At 70.8% G+C, this 14,436-nt stretch carries 12 protein-coding genes; all 12 read right to left on the reverse strand.

What is annotated here, in order from left to right; genetic code table 11:
• Positions 1–9 precede the first annotated feature (9 nt).
• Complete coding sequence (locus ACFE7F_RS09600) at positions 10–1,905, reverse strand: XrtA/PEP-CTERM system amidotransferase (protein ID WP_375403634.1); 1,896 nt, start codon at positions 1,903–1,905, stop codon at positions 10–12.
• Positions 1,905–3,434, reverse strand: a complete 1,530-nt coding sequence (gene xrtA, locus ACFE7F_RS09605; RefSeq protein WP_375403635.1) for an exosortase A — start codon at positions 3,432–3,434, stop codon at positions 1,905–1,907. Before xrtA ends, ACFE7F_RS09600 begins: the two co-directional genes overlap by 1 nt.
• Complete coding sequence (locus tag ACFE7F_RS09610) at positions 3,431–4,615, reverse strand: TIGR03087 family PEP-CTERM/XrtA system glycosyltransferase (RefSeq protein ID WP_375403636.1); 1,185 nt, start codon at positions 4,613–4,615, stop codon at positions 3,431–3,433. The genes xrtA and ACFE7F_RS09610 overlap by 4 nt, the downstream gene beginning before the upstream one ends.
• The gene (locus ACFE7F_RS09615; protein ID WP_375403637.1) at positions 4,612–5,658 is read right to left on the reverse strand and encodes a FemAB family XrtA/PEP-CTERM system-associated protein; all 1,047 of its coding nucleotides are present in this window, start codon (positions 5,656–5,658) and stop codon (positions 4,612–4,614) included. The genes ACFE7F_RS09610 and ACFE7F_RS09615 overlap by 4 nt, the downstream gene beginning before the upstream one ends.
• The gene (locus ACFE7F_RS09620; protein ID WP_375403645.1) at positions 5,655–6,593 is read right to left on the reverse strand and encodes an XrtA system polysaccharide deacetylase; all 939 of its coding nucleotides are present in this window, start codon (positions 6,591–6,593) and stop codon (positions 5,655–5,657) included. Before ACFE7F_RS09620 ends, ACFE7F_RS09615 begins: the two co-directional genes overlap by 4 nt.
• Positions 6,594–6,625: 32 nt before the next feature.
• Complete coding sequence (locus ACFE7F_RS09625; RefSeq protein WP_375403638.1) at positions 6,626–7,678, reverse strand: ExeA family protein; 1,053 nt, start codon at positions 7,676–7,678, stop codon at positions 6,626–6,628.
• An 11-nt stretch (positions 7,679–7,689) separates the two neighbouring features.
• Complete coding sequence (locus ACFE7F_RS09630; protein WP_375403639.1) at positions 7,690–9,309, reverse strand: hypothetical protein; 1,620 nt, start codon at positions 9,307–9,309, stop codon at positions 7,690–7,692.
• Positions 9,306–10,259 carry a P-loop NTPase gene (locus ACFE7F_RS09635; protein ID WP_375403640.1) on the reverse strand — a complete coding sequence of 318 codons (954 nt, stop codon included), beginning with the start codon at positions 10,257–10,259 and terminating at the stop codon, positions 9,306–9,308. Before ACFE7F_RS09635 ends, ACFE7F_RS09630 begins: the two co-directional genes overlap by 4 nt.
• Positions 10,256–11,776 carry an XrtA system polysaccharide chain length determinant gene (locus tag ACFE7F_RS09640; protein ID WP_375403641.1) on the reverse strand — a complete coding sequence of 507 codons (1,521 nt, stop codon included), beginning with the start codon at positions 11,774–11,776 and terminating at the stop codon, positions 10,256–10,258. Before ACFE7F_RS09640 ends, ACFE7F_RS09635 begins: the two co-directional genes overlap by 4 nt.
• Before the next feature lie 13 nt (positions 11,777–11,789).
• Positions 11,790–12,428, reverse strand: coding sequence for an XrtA/PEP-CTERM system exopolysaccharide export protein (locus ACFE7F_RS09645; RefSeq protein ID WP_375403642.1), 639 nt, complete (start codon positions 12,426–12,428; stop codon positions 11,790–11,792).
• A 145-nt stretch (positions 12,429–12,573) separates the two neighbouring features.
• On the reverse strand, positions 12,574–13,788 hold the full coding sequence (locus ACFE7F_RS09650; protein WP_375403643.1) for a pyridoxal-dependent decarboxylase, exosortase A system-associated: 1,215 nt from the start codon (positions 13,786–13,788) through the stop codon (positions 12,574–12,576).
• The coding region (locus ACFE7F_RS09655; protein WP_375403644.1) for an AMP-binding protein at positions 13,785–14,436 on the reverse strand (652 nt) is incomplete at its 5' end. The genes ACFE7F_RS09650 and ACFE7F_RS09655, both read right to left, overlap by 4 nt.

Below are 14,436 nucleotides of genomic sequence, written 5' to 3' on the forward strand. Positions count from 1 at the left end.
GATTTATATTTAGATCGATCCGCCGAAGAGCTGCCCGAGACTCCGCTCGAGCATGAGGAACTGCCAGAGCGTGCGCCCATGGTCGGCGCGGCCGGCGCGGTGGTCGGCGGCGAGCACGGAGAGCGCGGGAAGGTCGAACCAGCCGGTGTCGGCCAGCACGCGCGAACGGGCCAGGCCGGCAGCGGCGGCGGCGAGCGGACCGCGGAACCAGGCGGAGACCGGGGTCACGAACCCCATCTTGGGGCGGTAGAGGATTTCGCGCGGGAGGTGCCGCTCCAGGCTGCGCTTCATCAGCCACTTGCCCTGGCCGCCGCGCAGACGGAGCGCGGGCGGGAGCGTCGCGCAGAATTCGAGCAGACGATGGTCGAGCAGCGGCTCGCGCGCCTCCAACGAGACAGCCATGCTGGTGCGGTCGACCTTGGTCAGGATGTCGCCGGGCAGCCAGTGCTTGATATCGGCATATTGCGCGCGGTCGAGGCCGTCCCGGGCGGGCGCGGCGCGCATGGTGGCGATGTAGCGGTCCTCGGCGCGGTAACCGTCCAGCGCGCGGCGCGCCTCGGCGGAGAACAGGCGCGCGCGGAGTTCGGGCGTGGTGACGCCGACCGCGCGGGCGTATGCTTCCTCTCCCGATCCGGCGAGCGCGAGCAGGGTCGATTTGGCGCGCAAGGGTCGCGGTGCCCAGTCGGCTTTGGGATAATGGCGACCGAGCGTGCCGAACAACTTGCCGCGGGCGGCGGCGGGCAGCAAGCCGCGCATCCGTTCCTCGCCCGCGTGGAAGCGGTGGCGGCGATAGCCGGCCATCGCCTCGTCCGCGCCGTCGCCCGACAGCGCGACGGTCACGCTTTCGCGGGCGAGCGCGGACACCTGGTAGGTGGCGAGCGCGGAGGCGTCGGCGAACGGCTCGTCGAAGGCGTGGGTGAGCGTGTCGATCAGCGCGAAGTCGTCCGGGGACACGACGCGTGTCCGGTGGTCGGTGCGGAAGCGGTCGGCGACGATCTGGGCGTGGGCGCGCTCGTCATGGCCGGCTTCGTCGAAGCCGATCGTGCAGGTGAGGACCGCGCGGCGGTCCGCCTCCGCCATGAGTGCCACGACGGCCGAGCTGTCGACGCCGCCGGACAGGAACGCGCCGAGCGGGACGTCGGCGATCATGCGGCTGCGCACCGCCGTTCGCATGCGGTCGAGCAGCTCCTCGCCGAGAGCGTCGGCCGATCCGGTCGCGCGGTTGGAGAAGTCGATGTCCCACCAGCGCCGGGGTTCGGGGAGCGGCTTGCCGCGCTCGACGAGCAGGAAACAGCCGGCGGGCAGCTTGCGCACGCCCGCGACGATGCACGTATCATCGGGAACATATCCGAGCCCGAGATAATCCTCGACCGCGCGCAGGTCCGGCTCGCGGCGGAGCAGCGGGTGGGCGAGCAGGCCCTTCAGCTCGGACGCGAAGGCGATCGACCCGTCGGCGAGCTCGGCATAATGGAGCGGCTTCGCCCCCACCCGGTCGCGCGCCAGGAACAACGTGCGGCTCCCTCCGTCGTGGAGCGCGAAGGCGAACATGCCGTTCAACCGGTCGAGCACGCGGACGCCCCAGGCACGCCAGCCATGGAGCAGCACCTCCGTATCGCCAGCCGTCCGGAAACGGGCGCCCAGCGCCGTCAGCTCCGCGCGGAGCTCGGCGAAATTGTAGATCTCGCCATTGTAGGTCACCGTCAGGTCGCCGTCGGACATGGGCTGCGGCGAGCCCTCCAGGTCGATGATCGACAGGCGGCGGTGGCCGAAGCCGACGCCGGGCGCGGTCCACACGCCCTCCCCGTCCGGGCCGCGGTGCGCCATGGCCGCGATCATCGCGCCGATCCGCGCGGGATCGACGGGCTTGGGGGTGGCGTTGTGGAACACGCCCGCGATGCCGCACATCAGCTTGGGTAGGCGATGCGGTCGATCGCGGGGCCGATGGGGCCGAGCGCTGCGGCGAACCGGCCGATGGCGGCGCGGGCGTCCGGGCCCTCCGCCGACAGGTGCAGCGCGACCGCGCGCTGGTCCGTTCCCAAGAGGCGGGCGCGGGCGGTCTCGAACTTCGCGTAGGCAGGATCGGCGGTGGTCACGTCGCCGACGCGGTACCATGTCGCGACCACGCGTTCCACGGGGCGCTCGTCCGGTCCGGGCGCGGTGATCCGCATCGTTGAGCCGCCCGCCACGGCCGGGCCGTCGGAAACGCGCACCCAGCGGTCGCCTTCGCGGAGTGGCCCGACCCCGAAAGCGACGAGCTCTCGTCCCTCTCCCTGCCGGGCGTAGAGCGCGACCGCCATGTCGACCGCGCTCCCTCGTCCGTCGACATAACGACCGAACAGGCCGTGGTCGGCTCCAGGATAATGCGGTCGCCACGGCGCGGTTCGGCTCAGCGGCGCGCGCGTCCAGCCGGGAACGGCGGGCAGGTCGATGCGGGCGGGCGACGGGGCCTCGCGCCCGGCGATCGCGGCGGACCAGGCGGGCGCGGCGGCGGCGACCGCGACCACTAACAGAGTAGCGGGCAATAGATCCACTCGGTGCCGGACCGGTTCCGCCAACCGCGCCGGATCGAACGCGGGATCGTCGGGCGCGCGGTCGAACCAGCGCCAGCCGAGCGCGAGGACGCCCGCCATGACGAGCGCGAAGAACACCCAGCCATAGACGATATGGTCGAAACCCGACGCTGCCTCCACCGATGTCAGGTCGGCGGCCCAGATCGTCGCGAACGCGCGCACGCCGTTGGCGAGCACCGGTACGACGACGCAGGCCAGGAGGAACGCCGCCCGCCGCCGCCACGACCAGAAACAGGTGTCCGCGACGAGCACCCCGAAGGCGAGCATCGCCAGCACGAACTTCGATCCCGAGCAGGCTTCGGCCACCTCGAACCAGTAGCGGCCGGCATGGATCAGTACCCCGTCCACGACCGCGGGCAGGCCGGCCAGCCCGAGCAGCGGGGTCACCATCGCGACCGTCGCCTGCTGGAGCGGCGGTTCGAGCTCCTGGCCAAAGGGGACGAGGAACGACAGATAGCCGAGCGGGAAGACCAGCCCGCGCGCGACGTTCGGCCCAAGCAGCGACGCGACCGCGCCCTGGAGCATGACGACCAGCCCCAGGTGACGGGCCAGCGCCACGCCGCCCGCGTCGCCCAGCAGCCATGCGAACGCGCCCGCCGCGACGACGGCCAGCCCCGGCCACCAGGCGACGGGCGTCAGCACCGCCAGCTCGCGCCGTCGCTGCCATACCAGCCAGGCGACGACGGGAGCGACGAACAGGCAGTGGCCGTAGGTCGTGCTCGTCCACCATAGCCGCACCAGGTCGGCGAGGTCGGTGCGGAACAGGAGCAGGATGGCGACAACGGCCAGCGCGAGCGCGACCCCGTGGCGACGCCAGACCGAGGAGCTCAAGTCGAACGCGCGTGCCGGAACCGCGATCGTCATGCGGCAGGTGCCAATCCACCGAAGCCGAGCAACGCATCGAGCGGGGCGAGGCGCGCAGGCCAGGCGTAGCGCGCGAGCATCCACGCCCGCGCCGACGTTCCGAGCGCGCGCGCCTCGTCCGGCCGGTCGAGCAGGTCGCATACCGCCGACGCGAAGCTATCGTCCGCCACCCGGAGCGATTCCCCGTGATCGATCCCCTTGGCTGCAGCTGGCGTCGCGACGACCGGCCGCGCCATCGCCATCGCCTCGAGCACTTTGTTCTGTATGCCGCGGGCGATGCGGAGCGGCGCGACGGCGATGTCCGCCGCCGCGAGCCAGGGGCGGACGTCGTCGACCGTTCCGGTTACGATCACGCCCTCGTATCGTTCGAGCGCCCGGACCGCCGCTGTCGGCGCGCGGCCGACGATCGCGAAGCGCGCCGCGTCGTGGCGGGCCCGGATACGAGGGAGCACGTCGTTCGCGAACCACGTCACCGCGTCGATGTTGGGTTCGTAATCCATCTGGCCGGTGAACACGAGGAGCGGGCCTCGCTCGTCCAGCCGCGCGAAGCTCGCGGCGGGATCGTAGAAGGCCGCGTCGATCCCGTTCTCGACCGCGAGTATGCGGCCCTCCGCACCGCCCGACCGGAACAGCGCCGCCTCCGCCTCCGTCACGAACAGGCCGGCGTCGACGCGCGCCGCGACCGCGCGCTCGTAGGCGGCCAGCAACCGCGCCTCGCGCCGGAGCACCCAGGCGAGCTGGCCCCTACCCCGCTCCGCCAGCCCTGCAAACTTGGCCGAGTCGACATCGACGAAGTCCATGACGGTGCGCTCCGGCCCGGCATATTGCGCCATCTGCCCGGAGAAGATGTAGGTCGCCGCGATCGAATGCTCGGCCCTGATCCGCGCCGCAGCCGCCGCTACACGCCGGTCGGCGAAGGCGAGCAGCGAGACCGGCTTGCCGGTCGCCAGCGCCTGCATCGCGGCCCAGGCGCGCGGCTTGGAACGCGGCACTATCGTCCAGGAGGCGAGCCGCGCCGCCAGCTCGGGCGGCGGCTCGCGGTCGGCGGGCGTCTCACCGAATGCGACCAGATGCACCCGCGCCCGATCGGCCAGATGATGGAGGACGTGCCAGCTCCTGATCTTGTCCCCGCGGTCGGGCGGGAACGGCGCGCGGTGCGCCAGGAACAGGATATCGCTCACCCCAGGCCCCGGCTGATCCACGGGCCGATCGCGGTCGCGACGGGGAGCGGCAGCCGTTTCCACAAAGCCACTTTGGCGGCGTATCTGGAGTCGAGCGGGTTCACGGCCCGCGCCGCGCCGACGCTCCGCTTGGCGTAGGCGAGCGGGGTCCCCTCGAAGCCCCAGTTTTTCTTGAACGCGGCCGCGCCGGTTCCCGCCTTGGAGCGCCCGAAATCGAAGCGGGTGCAGCCCCGCGCGCGGGCATGCGACATGAGGGCGAGGTACATGCGGTCGTTCGCGCGCAGGCCGCGCGCCGCCGCCCTGCCGCCACCCCAATAAGGATAGACCGTGCCGTCGGCGTAAAGACTGAGCACGCTGGCGACCGCCATGCCCTGGTGCCGGATCGTCAGCACGTCGGCGTCCATCGACCCGATGACCGCGCGGAACAGCGCGGCGGGAAAGACGGGAGTGCCGAGATGGTGGACGGACTCGGCATAGACGCGGTGATGCTCGGCGAGGGCGGCACGGTCGCGGCCGGCCGCGATAGTTAGGTCGAGCCCGAGCGCGCGGCGGACCTGCGCGCGCTGCTTGCGCGGGATCGCCAGCAGTTCAGCCTCGTCGTCCGCCGCGAGCGGGCGCGCGAACCCCAGATACGTTGCGTCGTCGACTGTCCAGCCCGTCGGCACCGCGCCGCCGCGAAGCTCGACCTCGGCAATGCCGAGCCGCTCCGCCAGGGCCCAGGCACCCGACGCGAGCGGCTCGACCGCGTCACCCAGCACGCCGCCGCCTACCGCGAAGCCGGCCGAAACGAGCGCGCGGCCGAACAGTCGCGAGCGGATTTCGGTGAGCGGTAGGACGCCCGCGATCGCGCCGTCCGCGCGCTCCGCCACGAGGTAACGCGCTCGCTGTCCGCAGCCTTGCTCGACCGCGCGGCTCCAGGCGGCGAGATGGAAAGGCGAGCCCGCCCGTTCGCGCACGAACGCGTCGATGCGCGCGCATTCGGCGGTGTAGCGGAGGTCGGCCTCGCGGACGCCGACGGGCGCGGCGACGGCATGGAAGGTCATGCGACCGCCCCCACCTCGTCACCCCGGGCTTGACCCGGGGTCCCGCTTTTCTCGTGGATACGCACATCCGCACCAACGAAGCGGGACCCCGGGTCAAGCCCGGGGTGACGGGGGTAGGTGTGAGCAAGTCTTGTCAGCGCCTCGTCCACCCTGCCCCACTTGTGCCGTTCCAGCAGACGGCGCAGCTTGCCCGGCATCGCGCGCAGCCGCGAATAATGCCGCAGGCGCGACCGGAGCGGCGCGTTCCGAACGCGCGGCTGACCGGGATCGATCTCCCATGGGTGGAAGTAGAACATCGCCGGCTGCCCGTCGCGGTTCACCTGGCGGACCGCAAGATCGGTCAGCGCCGCCGGGAGCAGCCTGAAGAACCCGCCGCCCGTCGCCACCCTGCGCCCGGCGATCTCGGCGACCGTCACCGGCACCTCGATCAGCGCCGCATCGGCGAGCGGGCGAAAGGCGTAGCGCGGAGCGTCGCGCCAGCCGTAATGGTCGTGGCGCACGGGCGCGACACTGGATGAATAGATGTAGCCTTCCTCCGCCAGCACGGGGTGCGCCCAGAGCGTGCGCGCGTCGATCGAGAAGCTCGGGGCGCGGTAGCCGGCGACGCCGACACCGCCTGCATCCTCCAACGCCACGCGGGCGCGGGCCAGGTCGGCGCGAAACTCGGCCGGGGTCATGGTGAAGACGCGGCGGTGGTCCCAGCCGTGGCTCGCCAGCTCATGCCCGGCCGCGACGATGCGGCGGATCAGCGCGGGATGCCGGTCGGCCACCCAGCCCAGCGTGAAGAAGGTCGCCGTGACCCCCGCCGCTTCGAACAGGTCGAGCACCGCGCCCGTGTTGCGCACGACGCGTGACTCGAGCCCGTCCCAGTCGCCTCTGGCGATCACGCGCTCGAATGCGCCGACCTGGAACCATTCCTCCACGTCGACGGACATGCCGTTCAAGATTTTGCCGTCCGGCATAGGGTTCAAGCCGCACGTTCGCGCAGCGTGCCTAGCAGCGGTGAAGCACCGTCACCCTCGATCCAGTCGACGAGAAGCGTCAGGACACGCCGGAGGGCGACGTCCTGCAACTCGATACGCTTCTCCAGGGCGGCGATCCGCTGGATCAGGTCGGCATCGGGAGCGGCCGGACGGATCGGGATGGCGCGCGACAGCTCGGCGCGGATTTCCGGAACTTGATCGGCGACGGGCGCGGGCGCGGCCATGTCCGCCTGCAAGTCGGCGGCGACCGCCTCGACCGCGGCGGCGTCGATCAGCTCCAGCCCCTCCATCGCGGCATGAAGCATCACGCGTCCGGCGAGCTGGTTCAAACGGCGCGGCACGCCGCCCGACGCCCGGAACAGCGCCGGAAAGGCGTCGACCGTGAAATCGGGCCTACCGGTCCAGCCGACCACCGACAGGCGGTGCGCGATATAGTCCGCGACCTCGTCCTCGCTCATCGGACCCAAATGATGGATCGCGATCACCCGCTGGCGCAGCTGCTCCAGCCGGTCCGACCCCTGCAGCCGGTCGCGGAACTCGGGCTGGCCGAGCAGCACGATCTGAAGCAGCGCGTGGCCGCCGCCCGCCTGGAAGTTGGAGAGCATCCGCAGCTCCTCCAGCGCCGATACGGGGAGCGCCTGCGCCTCGTCGACGATCAGCAGCATGCGCCGCCCCGTGCGCGCGACGGCATGCAGCCCGCGCTCGATGGCGGTGAGCAGCTGCGCCTTCGCGAGGCCCGCCGGATCGACACTCAGACCGGTAGCGACGATGCGGAGCAGGTCGTCGGCCTCGATCGCGGTCGAGGTGATCGTGAGCGGACTTAGCAGCGTGCGGTCGAGATCGCCGAGCAGATGCCCCATCAGGGTCGTCTTGCCCGCGCCGATGTCGCCGGTGACGACGATGAAGCCCTCGCCCTGCGCCAGCCCGTAGCCGAGGTAAGCCATCGCCTTGCGGTGCGTCCCCGTCGCGAACCAGAAACCGGGATCGGGGGTGAGCTGGAAGGGCCTGCCGGTCAGGCCGAAATGCTGATCGTACATGGGTCTTATCCCTAAAAGCTGTAGCGTGCGCCGAGGAGCGCCTGCGCCGACCATTGATCGTCGAAGTCACCGACCTGGAAGCCGTATATCCCGGCCGAGGCGGTCGTCTGGAGGCGCCCGAACCGGTGGAAATAGGTCGCCACCGCGCCGCCGGCATAGACCTCGTCGTCGCCCAGGCCGACGGTGTTGTAGTAGTTGAGAAACGCCTGCGCATTGAAGCCAGAGGCCGGCGTCAGCGAGCGCGCGTAGAAGAGCGAGCCGTAGACGCTCTCGTCCTCGACGCCGAACACCGTCACGCCGACCGGCAGGCGGCCGGCATGGAGGCGGCGGTTGGCGTACCCCGCGCCCGCGCCGAACTGATGCACCCCGCGCGTCGCGGAGATCACCGCGTCGATCCCGCGCGCGCGGTAGCTGGTCGTGTTGATCGACTGGAACACTGCGTTCAGACACCCGCCCGGCGTCCGCCCCGAAGTGCCGAACACGCAGCCGTTATATGTTTGCGTGAACTGGTCGCGCGCGGACACGAAGCTGGTCGGGAGGTTGGCGATACCCTGGCGCAGCTGCCGCCCGAAGGTCTGGACGCCGTCATAGACGCCGACCGCGAGGCCGACCGACTCGGACGCCTGGTAGCTGAGCGAGCCCGTGCCGCTGAACGATCCGTACCGTTCGCCGATCGACGCGCGGGCTTCGGTGCGGCGATTGGGCCGCCACACCACGCCCGCATCGTAATAGACGCCGTCGGTGCGGTAATCGACGCGGCGCGGCCGGCTAGGATCGCTCAGGAAGCGGCCATCGTCGTCGACCGCGATCGCGCCCTCGGGCGTGACGAGCGGCTGTCGGCTGCTCGACTCGATCTTCTCATAGCCGACGCCGGCCGCGAGCGCGACGGTGGCGGATACGGGCGCGAGCACGTCGCCCCGCACCAGTACCCCCTCGTACCGCTGACCCAGCTGCCCCGCATCCTCGCGCTCGTATCCCGCGCTCAGCGCCAGCCCGACGGGCAGGACCGCACCCGGCGCGACGCTCAGCCGCGCGGTCGCGAGGTGGTTGGTCGCGTCGTCGTAGAAATCGCGCCGCCCGAGGCCCGGGGCGAGCAGCACCGAGTCCGGCGTCTCGACCTTGGTATAGCCGATCCGGTACCCGGCATCGAGCCGCGCCATCCCGACCGGGCGCGAGAGCGTCGGCCCCGCATAAAGCGAATAGATTTGCGTGATGTTGTCGGGCTCGCCGATCAGCACCCCGGGCGCGGAGCCGCGATTGTCGGAGCGCGCACGCGTCGCGATGCCGCCGGCCTCGATCGTAAGGCCGGGCGCGACCAGATATGATCCGCGCGCGAGACCCGACAGCACGTCACTATCGCCAACATCGTCATCCCACGAGATCAGCCGGTCGTAGCGCAGGCCGATCTGCGCCTCGGAGCGCGCGGTGTTGACGCCCGCATCGACGCCGACCGACAACGTGGTGAAGGTGACGATGTCGCCGTCATTAAGGTCGGCGGTCAGGATCTGGCTCGCCTCGACATAGGGTCGAACGTACGTCCGCGCGCGCCGAGTAGCGGCTTCCTGAGCGCTCGCCGAGCCCGCGACCGTCAGCGCCGACGCCGCTGCCAACGATAAGCGCGCGCGGATCATTCCGCGTCCTCCCGCTCGTAATAGCTGCCGAAGCGACGGCCGCCCGGCACGAACTGGACCGCGTTCAGGAGCAGCTCGATATGTTCGCATCCGTCGAGGAGCGACACCGCCTCGCGCAGCTCGCCGTCGCCGGTGCGGTCGGCGCGGACCACGAGCATCACCTGCCCCACCTGCGTCGCGAGCACCGACGCGGGCGACGCGGCGAGCGCCGGCGGGGAGTCGAACAGCACGACGCGGCGTGGGTTGGCCGCCAGCAGCCGCGCGATCACGGTGCGCGTCCGCGCGCTCGCCAGCAGTTCGGTGTCGGCGGAGGTCCGCGTGCCCGCCGACAGCACGGCTAGGCCGGGCACGTCGGTCCGGATCACCAACGCCTCCGGATCGACCGTGCCATCGTCGAGCGCGTCGAGCAAGCCGCGTCCGTCGGGCAGGCCCAGCTGCCGGCATATGTCGGGCTTGGCGAAGTCGGCGTCGACGAGCAGCACCTCGGTGTCACGCTCCGCCGCGATCGAGAGCGCGAGATTGATCGCACAGAAGGTCTTGCCGTCGCCCGGTCGCGCCGAACACACCAGTATCGTGCGCGCGCGGTCGGGATGGTCGCCCTCCGCGATCAGCCGCTTGAGACCGAGCAGGTGGCGCTTGACGAGCCGGAACTCCTCGGCGAGCGGGCCGACGGGCGCGCCGGGCACGATCATGCCCCGCTCGGCCAGCATCGCGCGGTCGATCGTGACCACCGCCCCGTCGATCGGCGGCGGCGTGAAGTCGTCATGGTCGGCGCTTGCCAGGAACTCGGCCGGGATCGCCGCCAGCGTCGGATCGATCGGCATCGCCGCGGGCACGGGCGCGATCGCCGGAGCGGCCGGGCGAACGTAAGCTCGGAAATCGTACGTTTGGGCGGCGCGTTCGAGCAGCGAGCCGCCGGGCGCGGGCTTGGTCGCGGGTTCGCTCTTCATGCCGCGAGCCCGCGCTGAAGCATTTCGACGCCGAGCAGCAGCAGGTAGGCTCCCGCCAAACCGCCGACACCGCCCGCGAACAGCTTCAGCCGCCGTCCGCGCTCGTCCGCCTGCAGCCGGGTCACGACCTCGCCGATCGATCCGATCACCGTCATGCCGCTCGCCCGCTCCAGCCGCTGCGTGGTCGGATAGGTCTGGCGGAGCTGCGCCAGCATGAACGCCGCGCCCACGCCCCCCGCGAGCCCGGCGAACAACACGCCCGTCAGTAAAAGCAGCCGGTTGGGTGCGCTGGGCGTCGACGACGCACGCGGCGGGTCGATCACCGAGAAGCGCACCGGCGCGGCTTCACTCTGCGCCTGCCCGCGCAACCGGAGCTGCTCGCGCTGGGCGAACAGCTGATCGTATTGGTCGTTGAGCACCTGATAGCGCCGATCGACCTCGCCCTGCCGCGCCGCGACCTCGGGATCGATCGCCAGCTTGGCGGCGAGCGCGTCGAGATCGCCCTGGATCTGGGCTTTGCGCATCCGGAGTGCCGCGACCTGCGCGCCGCGGTCCGCCTGCATCGACTGGAGCGAGAGATAGAGCGGATTGGGCGTCCCGCCGCCGCCCGTGCCGCCCATCAGCGGCTCGCGCCGCGCCGCGGCCGTAGCCGCCGCGAGCTGGCCTTTGAGCGCGATCACGTCCGGGTGGCTTTCGGTATAGCCCCGCGTCCGCGCATCGGCGAGCTGCCCCTGCACGGCCGACAGCCGCGCGCGCGCCGGTCCCGCGCCGGCCGCCATGCCGGGCACCGACACCGTCGCCGGCGTCCCCGCGAGCTGGCCCTGCACCGCCGCCAGGCTGGAGCCCGCGCCCGCCAGTTCGCTGTCGACCTGCGACATCTGCGCGCGCGCCGCGCCGATCCGGTCGGCGACCGTGCCGGTGCCGGGCAGCGATCCCAGATACCCGTTCTGGAAGTCGGCGCGCTTCATCTCGGCGTCGGCGAGCTGCTTCTGCTGCTCGACCAGCTGGCCGTCGAGGAAACGGAGCGACTGGGCGGTCTGCGTCCGGTCACCCGCCAAGTTCGACTCGACGAAGATATCGATCAGCTTTTGCGTTATGTCTCGCGCCAGCTTGGGGCTGGCCGCCGATGTGGCGATCTCGAACAGGTTGTCCTGCGCCGCCGTCACCTTGATCGACTGCGCCAGCCCGGCGGCGCGGTCGGCCACCTCGCGGTCGGTCGAGACGGTTTGGGCCAGGTCGGTGCCGCGCACCACCTTTTGCAAATTGACGTTGGAGATCAGCGTCTGGCGGATCTGATCCACGTCGCGCTGCTGGTCGTTCGGCACGCCGGCGAGATCGGCGGGCAGGATCGACCGCATCTGCACGAATACCCGCGCCTTGGCCTCGTAACGGCTGGGGATCTGCGACACGACCAGCCAACCCAGGACGCACACGCCCCAGGCGACCGCCAGCCCCAGCCAGCGCCGCGTCCATACCGCATGCAGCGCGAGCCGCGCCTCGTCGAGCAGGCCGTTCATCGTCCGGCCGAACTCAGAACATGGACTCGGGGATGATGATCACGTCGCCCGGCTCAAGCCGGACGTTTGCCGTTGAATCGCCCTTCTTGAGCAGCCGGGAGATGCGCAGTCCGTATTCGCGCTGCTTGCCCGTGTCGCGCTCGTACCGGACAAGCCGCGCCTTGTCCCCGGCGGCGAACTGGCTGAGCCCGCCGACCGCGATCATCGCGTCGAGCAGCGTCATGTTCGCGCGAAACGGGATAGAGGCGGGCTTCTCCGTCGCACCGACGACGCGGACCTGCTGACTGTACGTCCCCGAGAAGTTCTCGACGATCACCGACACGATCGGCGCGTTGATATATTCGGCCAACGCTTTCTTCATGTCGTCGGCGAGCGTGGCGGGCGTTTTGCCCACCGCGGGCATGTCGCTGACCAGCGGCGTGGTGATGCGGCCGTCGGGCCGAACCTGGACTTTCGAGGAGAGTTCGGGATTCCGCCACACGAAGATCTGCAGCTGATCGAGCGGACCGATGACGTATTCCTCGCCCGGCGTCTCCTTGTTCGCGACGTAGGAGGCGGGCGGCAGCACGGGCCGATCACCGGCGCTCCCGGCGCACCCGGACAGCGCGGTCGCCGCGATCAGGCCGGTGAGGATGGAACGGGATACGGGCATGCAGGAGGCCTCCTCGGGCCGAGCGGCTCCGTGGGGCGAACCCCGAAAAAACCGTGCGGCTTGAGCTTCGGCTATGCTCGCGAGGGGTGAAGATAGCGTTAGGAACGTCCGCTGCGTCGGCTCGGGGTCGGTCCGTTTCGGGCGTTCAGGCCAAGAGCTCGGTCGCGGGCGGATGGCCCAGGAACGCCGTCGGACTCGCGGTCGCGCCGTACGCGCCCGCCATGAAGACCGCGACTAGGTCGCCGACTTCCGCATGCGGCAACGCGATCCGGTCGCCGAGCCGGTCGAGTGGGGTGCATAGGCAGCCCACGACGGAAACCGTCCCGGTCGCGGGCTCGCCCATGCGCCCGGCAACCGCCAGCGGGTAGTTGCGCCTGACCACCGTACCGAAATTGCCCGAGGCGGCGAGCTGGTGATGCAGCCCGCCATCGACCACGACGAACACCTCGCCCCCGCTCTCCTTGCGGTCGACGACGCGGGTCAGATACACCCCGCACTCCGCGACCAGCCAGCGCCCGAGCTCGATCGCGAACCGCGTGTCGGCGAGCATCTCGTGCCGCTGCTCCAGCGCTCCTCCCAGCGCCGCTCCGACCCGCTCGACGTCCAGCGCACGATCGTTCGCGAAATACGGCACCCCGAACCCGCCTCCCAGATTGACGACCGGCGGGGCTGCTCCGGCTTCATCCGCCAGCCTTGCGACGAGCGAGATCGTCGCGGCTTGCGTGTCGATGATCGCCTGCGCGTCGAGGGCTTGGCTGCCCGCATAGATATGGAGTCCACGCCAGTCGGCACCCGCAGCGACAACGCGGCGCACCAGCGCCGCCGCGCGGGCCGCGTCGACCCCGAACGGCGACGGGCGTCCGCCCATGCGCATCCCCGAACCGCGCAGTTCGATGTCCGGGTTGACCCGCACCGCGAGCCGCGGCATCGAACCGATCCGGTCGGCGATCGCCAGCGCCCGCGTGGCCTCGCCTTCGGACTCCAGGTTTATCGTCGCACCCGCCGTGATCGCCTCGGCGAGCTCCGCGTCGCGCTTGCCCGGCCCCGCGAAGCCGATCCGGGCGGCGGGCTTGCTTCGAAGCGCGAGGCGCAGCTCGCCGGCCGACGCGACGTCGAATCCGTCGACCAGCTCCGCCATCCGCGCGACCAGCGGCGGATGCGGGTTGGCCTTGATCGCATAGCTCAGCGCGACATTCGGGAACGCCGTGCGGAACCGCATCACGCGGGCGGTCGCGATGGCGAGGTCATAGACGAACAACGGCGTGGCCTCCGCCGCCCAGTCCTCCGCCGTCCGGCCAGCGATCGTGAGCGCGCCTTGCTGCTCGACGAACTCCGGCGGGATCGGTCCCACCGCCTTCATATCGATGATCCCCGTAGTTCGGCCGCGATCGCCGCCCGGTCGAGCTTGCCGTTCGCGTTGCGCGGCAGCGCGCCCCGCCACTCATACCGGCCCGGCTGCATGAAGCTTGGCAGCTCGGTGCGCAGTCTCGCGCGGAGCTTCGGCTCGTCCGCAGGATTGCCCGCCAGTACGACCGCGATCATCTGACCAAGCCGCTCGTCGGGTACCCCGACCGCAATCGCCTCGCTCGCCTCCCCACCCGCCAGCACCGCCTCCTCGATCTCGGTCGGACTGATGCGGTTGCCCGCCGACTTGATCATCTCGTCATTGCGTCCGACGAAGCGGAACAGCCCGCCCGCGTCCTCCGTACCGATATCACCGGAGAAAACGGCTTGCCCCGACATTTCGAACCATGGCGGCGCGGAACGGTAACGCTCGGGCATGCGTGCCGGGTCGCGCCAGTACCCTAGCGAGACCAACGGTCCAGCATGAACGATCTCGCCGGGCTCGCCAGGGGCGGCACGCGAGCCATCCGAGCGGACGATCGCCACTTCGGCAAAAGGTATGGCTCGCCCGATCGAATCCGGATGCGCGTCGATCAGCGCGGGCGCAAGGTAAGTGGAACGGAACGCCTCGGTAATGCCATACATCGCATAGATTCGCGCCGCT

Source organism: uncultured Sphingomonas sp. (assembly GCF_964235535.1).
Classification (GTDB): domain Bacteria; phylum Pseudomonadota; class Alphaproteobacteria; order Sphingomonadales; family Sphingomonadaceae; genus Sphingomonas.

Bases quoted from the DNA above. Each gene is read 5' to 3' on its own strand.
- ACFE7F_RS09640 (WP_375403641.1), bottom strand. From the start codon at position 11,776: ATGAACGGCCTGCTCGACGAGGCGCGGCTCGCGCTGCATGCGGTATGG.
- ACFE7F_RS09600 (WP_375403634.1), bottom strand. From the start codon at position 1,905: ATGTGCGGCATCGCGGGCGTGTTCCACAACGCCACCCCCAAGCCCGTC.
- ACFE7F_RS09620 (WP_375403645.1), bottom strand. From the start codon at position 6,593: ATGTCCGTCGACGTGGAGGAATGGTTCCAGGTCGGCGCATTCGAGCGC.
- ACFE7F_RS09625 (WP_375403638.1), bottom strand. From the start codon at position 7,678: ATGTACGATCAGCATTTCGGCCTGACCGGCAGGCCCTTCCAGCTCACC.
- ACFE7F_RS09615 (WP_375403637.1), bottom strand. From the start codon at position 5,658: ATGACCTTCCATGCCGTCGCCGCGCCCGTCGGCGTCCGCGAGGCCGAC.
- ACFE7F_RS09630 (WP_375403639.1), bottom strand. From the start codon at position 9,309: ATGATCCGCGCGCGCTTATCGTTGGCAGCGGCGTCGGCGCTGACGGTC.
- xrtA (WP_375403635.1), bottom strand. From the start codon at position 3,434: ATGACGATCGCGGTTCCGGCACGCGCGTTCGACTTGAGCTCCTCGGTC.
- ACFE7F_RS09635 (WP_375403640.1), bottom strand. From the start codon at position 10,259: ATGAAGAGCGAACCCGCGACCAAGCCCGCGCCCGGCGGCTCGCTGCTC.
- ACFE7F_RS09650 (WP_375403643.1), bottom strand. From the start codon at position 13,788: ATGAAGGCGGTGGGACCGATCCCGCCGGAGTTCGTCGAGCAGCAAGGC.
- ACFE7F_RS09645 (WP_375403642.1), bottom strand. From the start codon at position 12,428: ATGCCCGTATCCCGTTCCATCCTCACCGGCCTGATCGCGGCGACCGCG.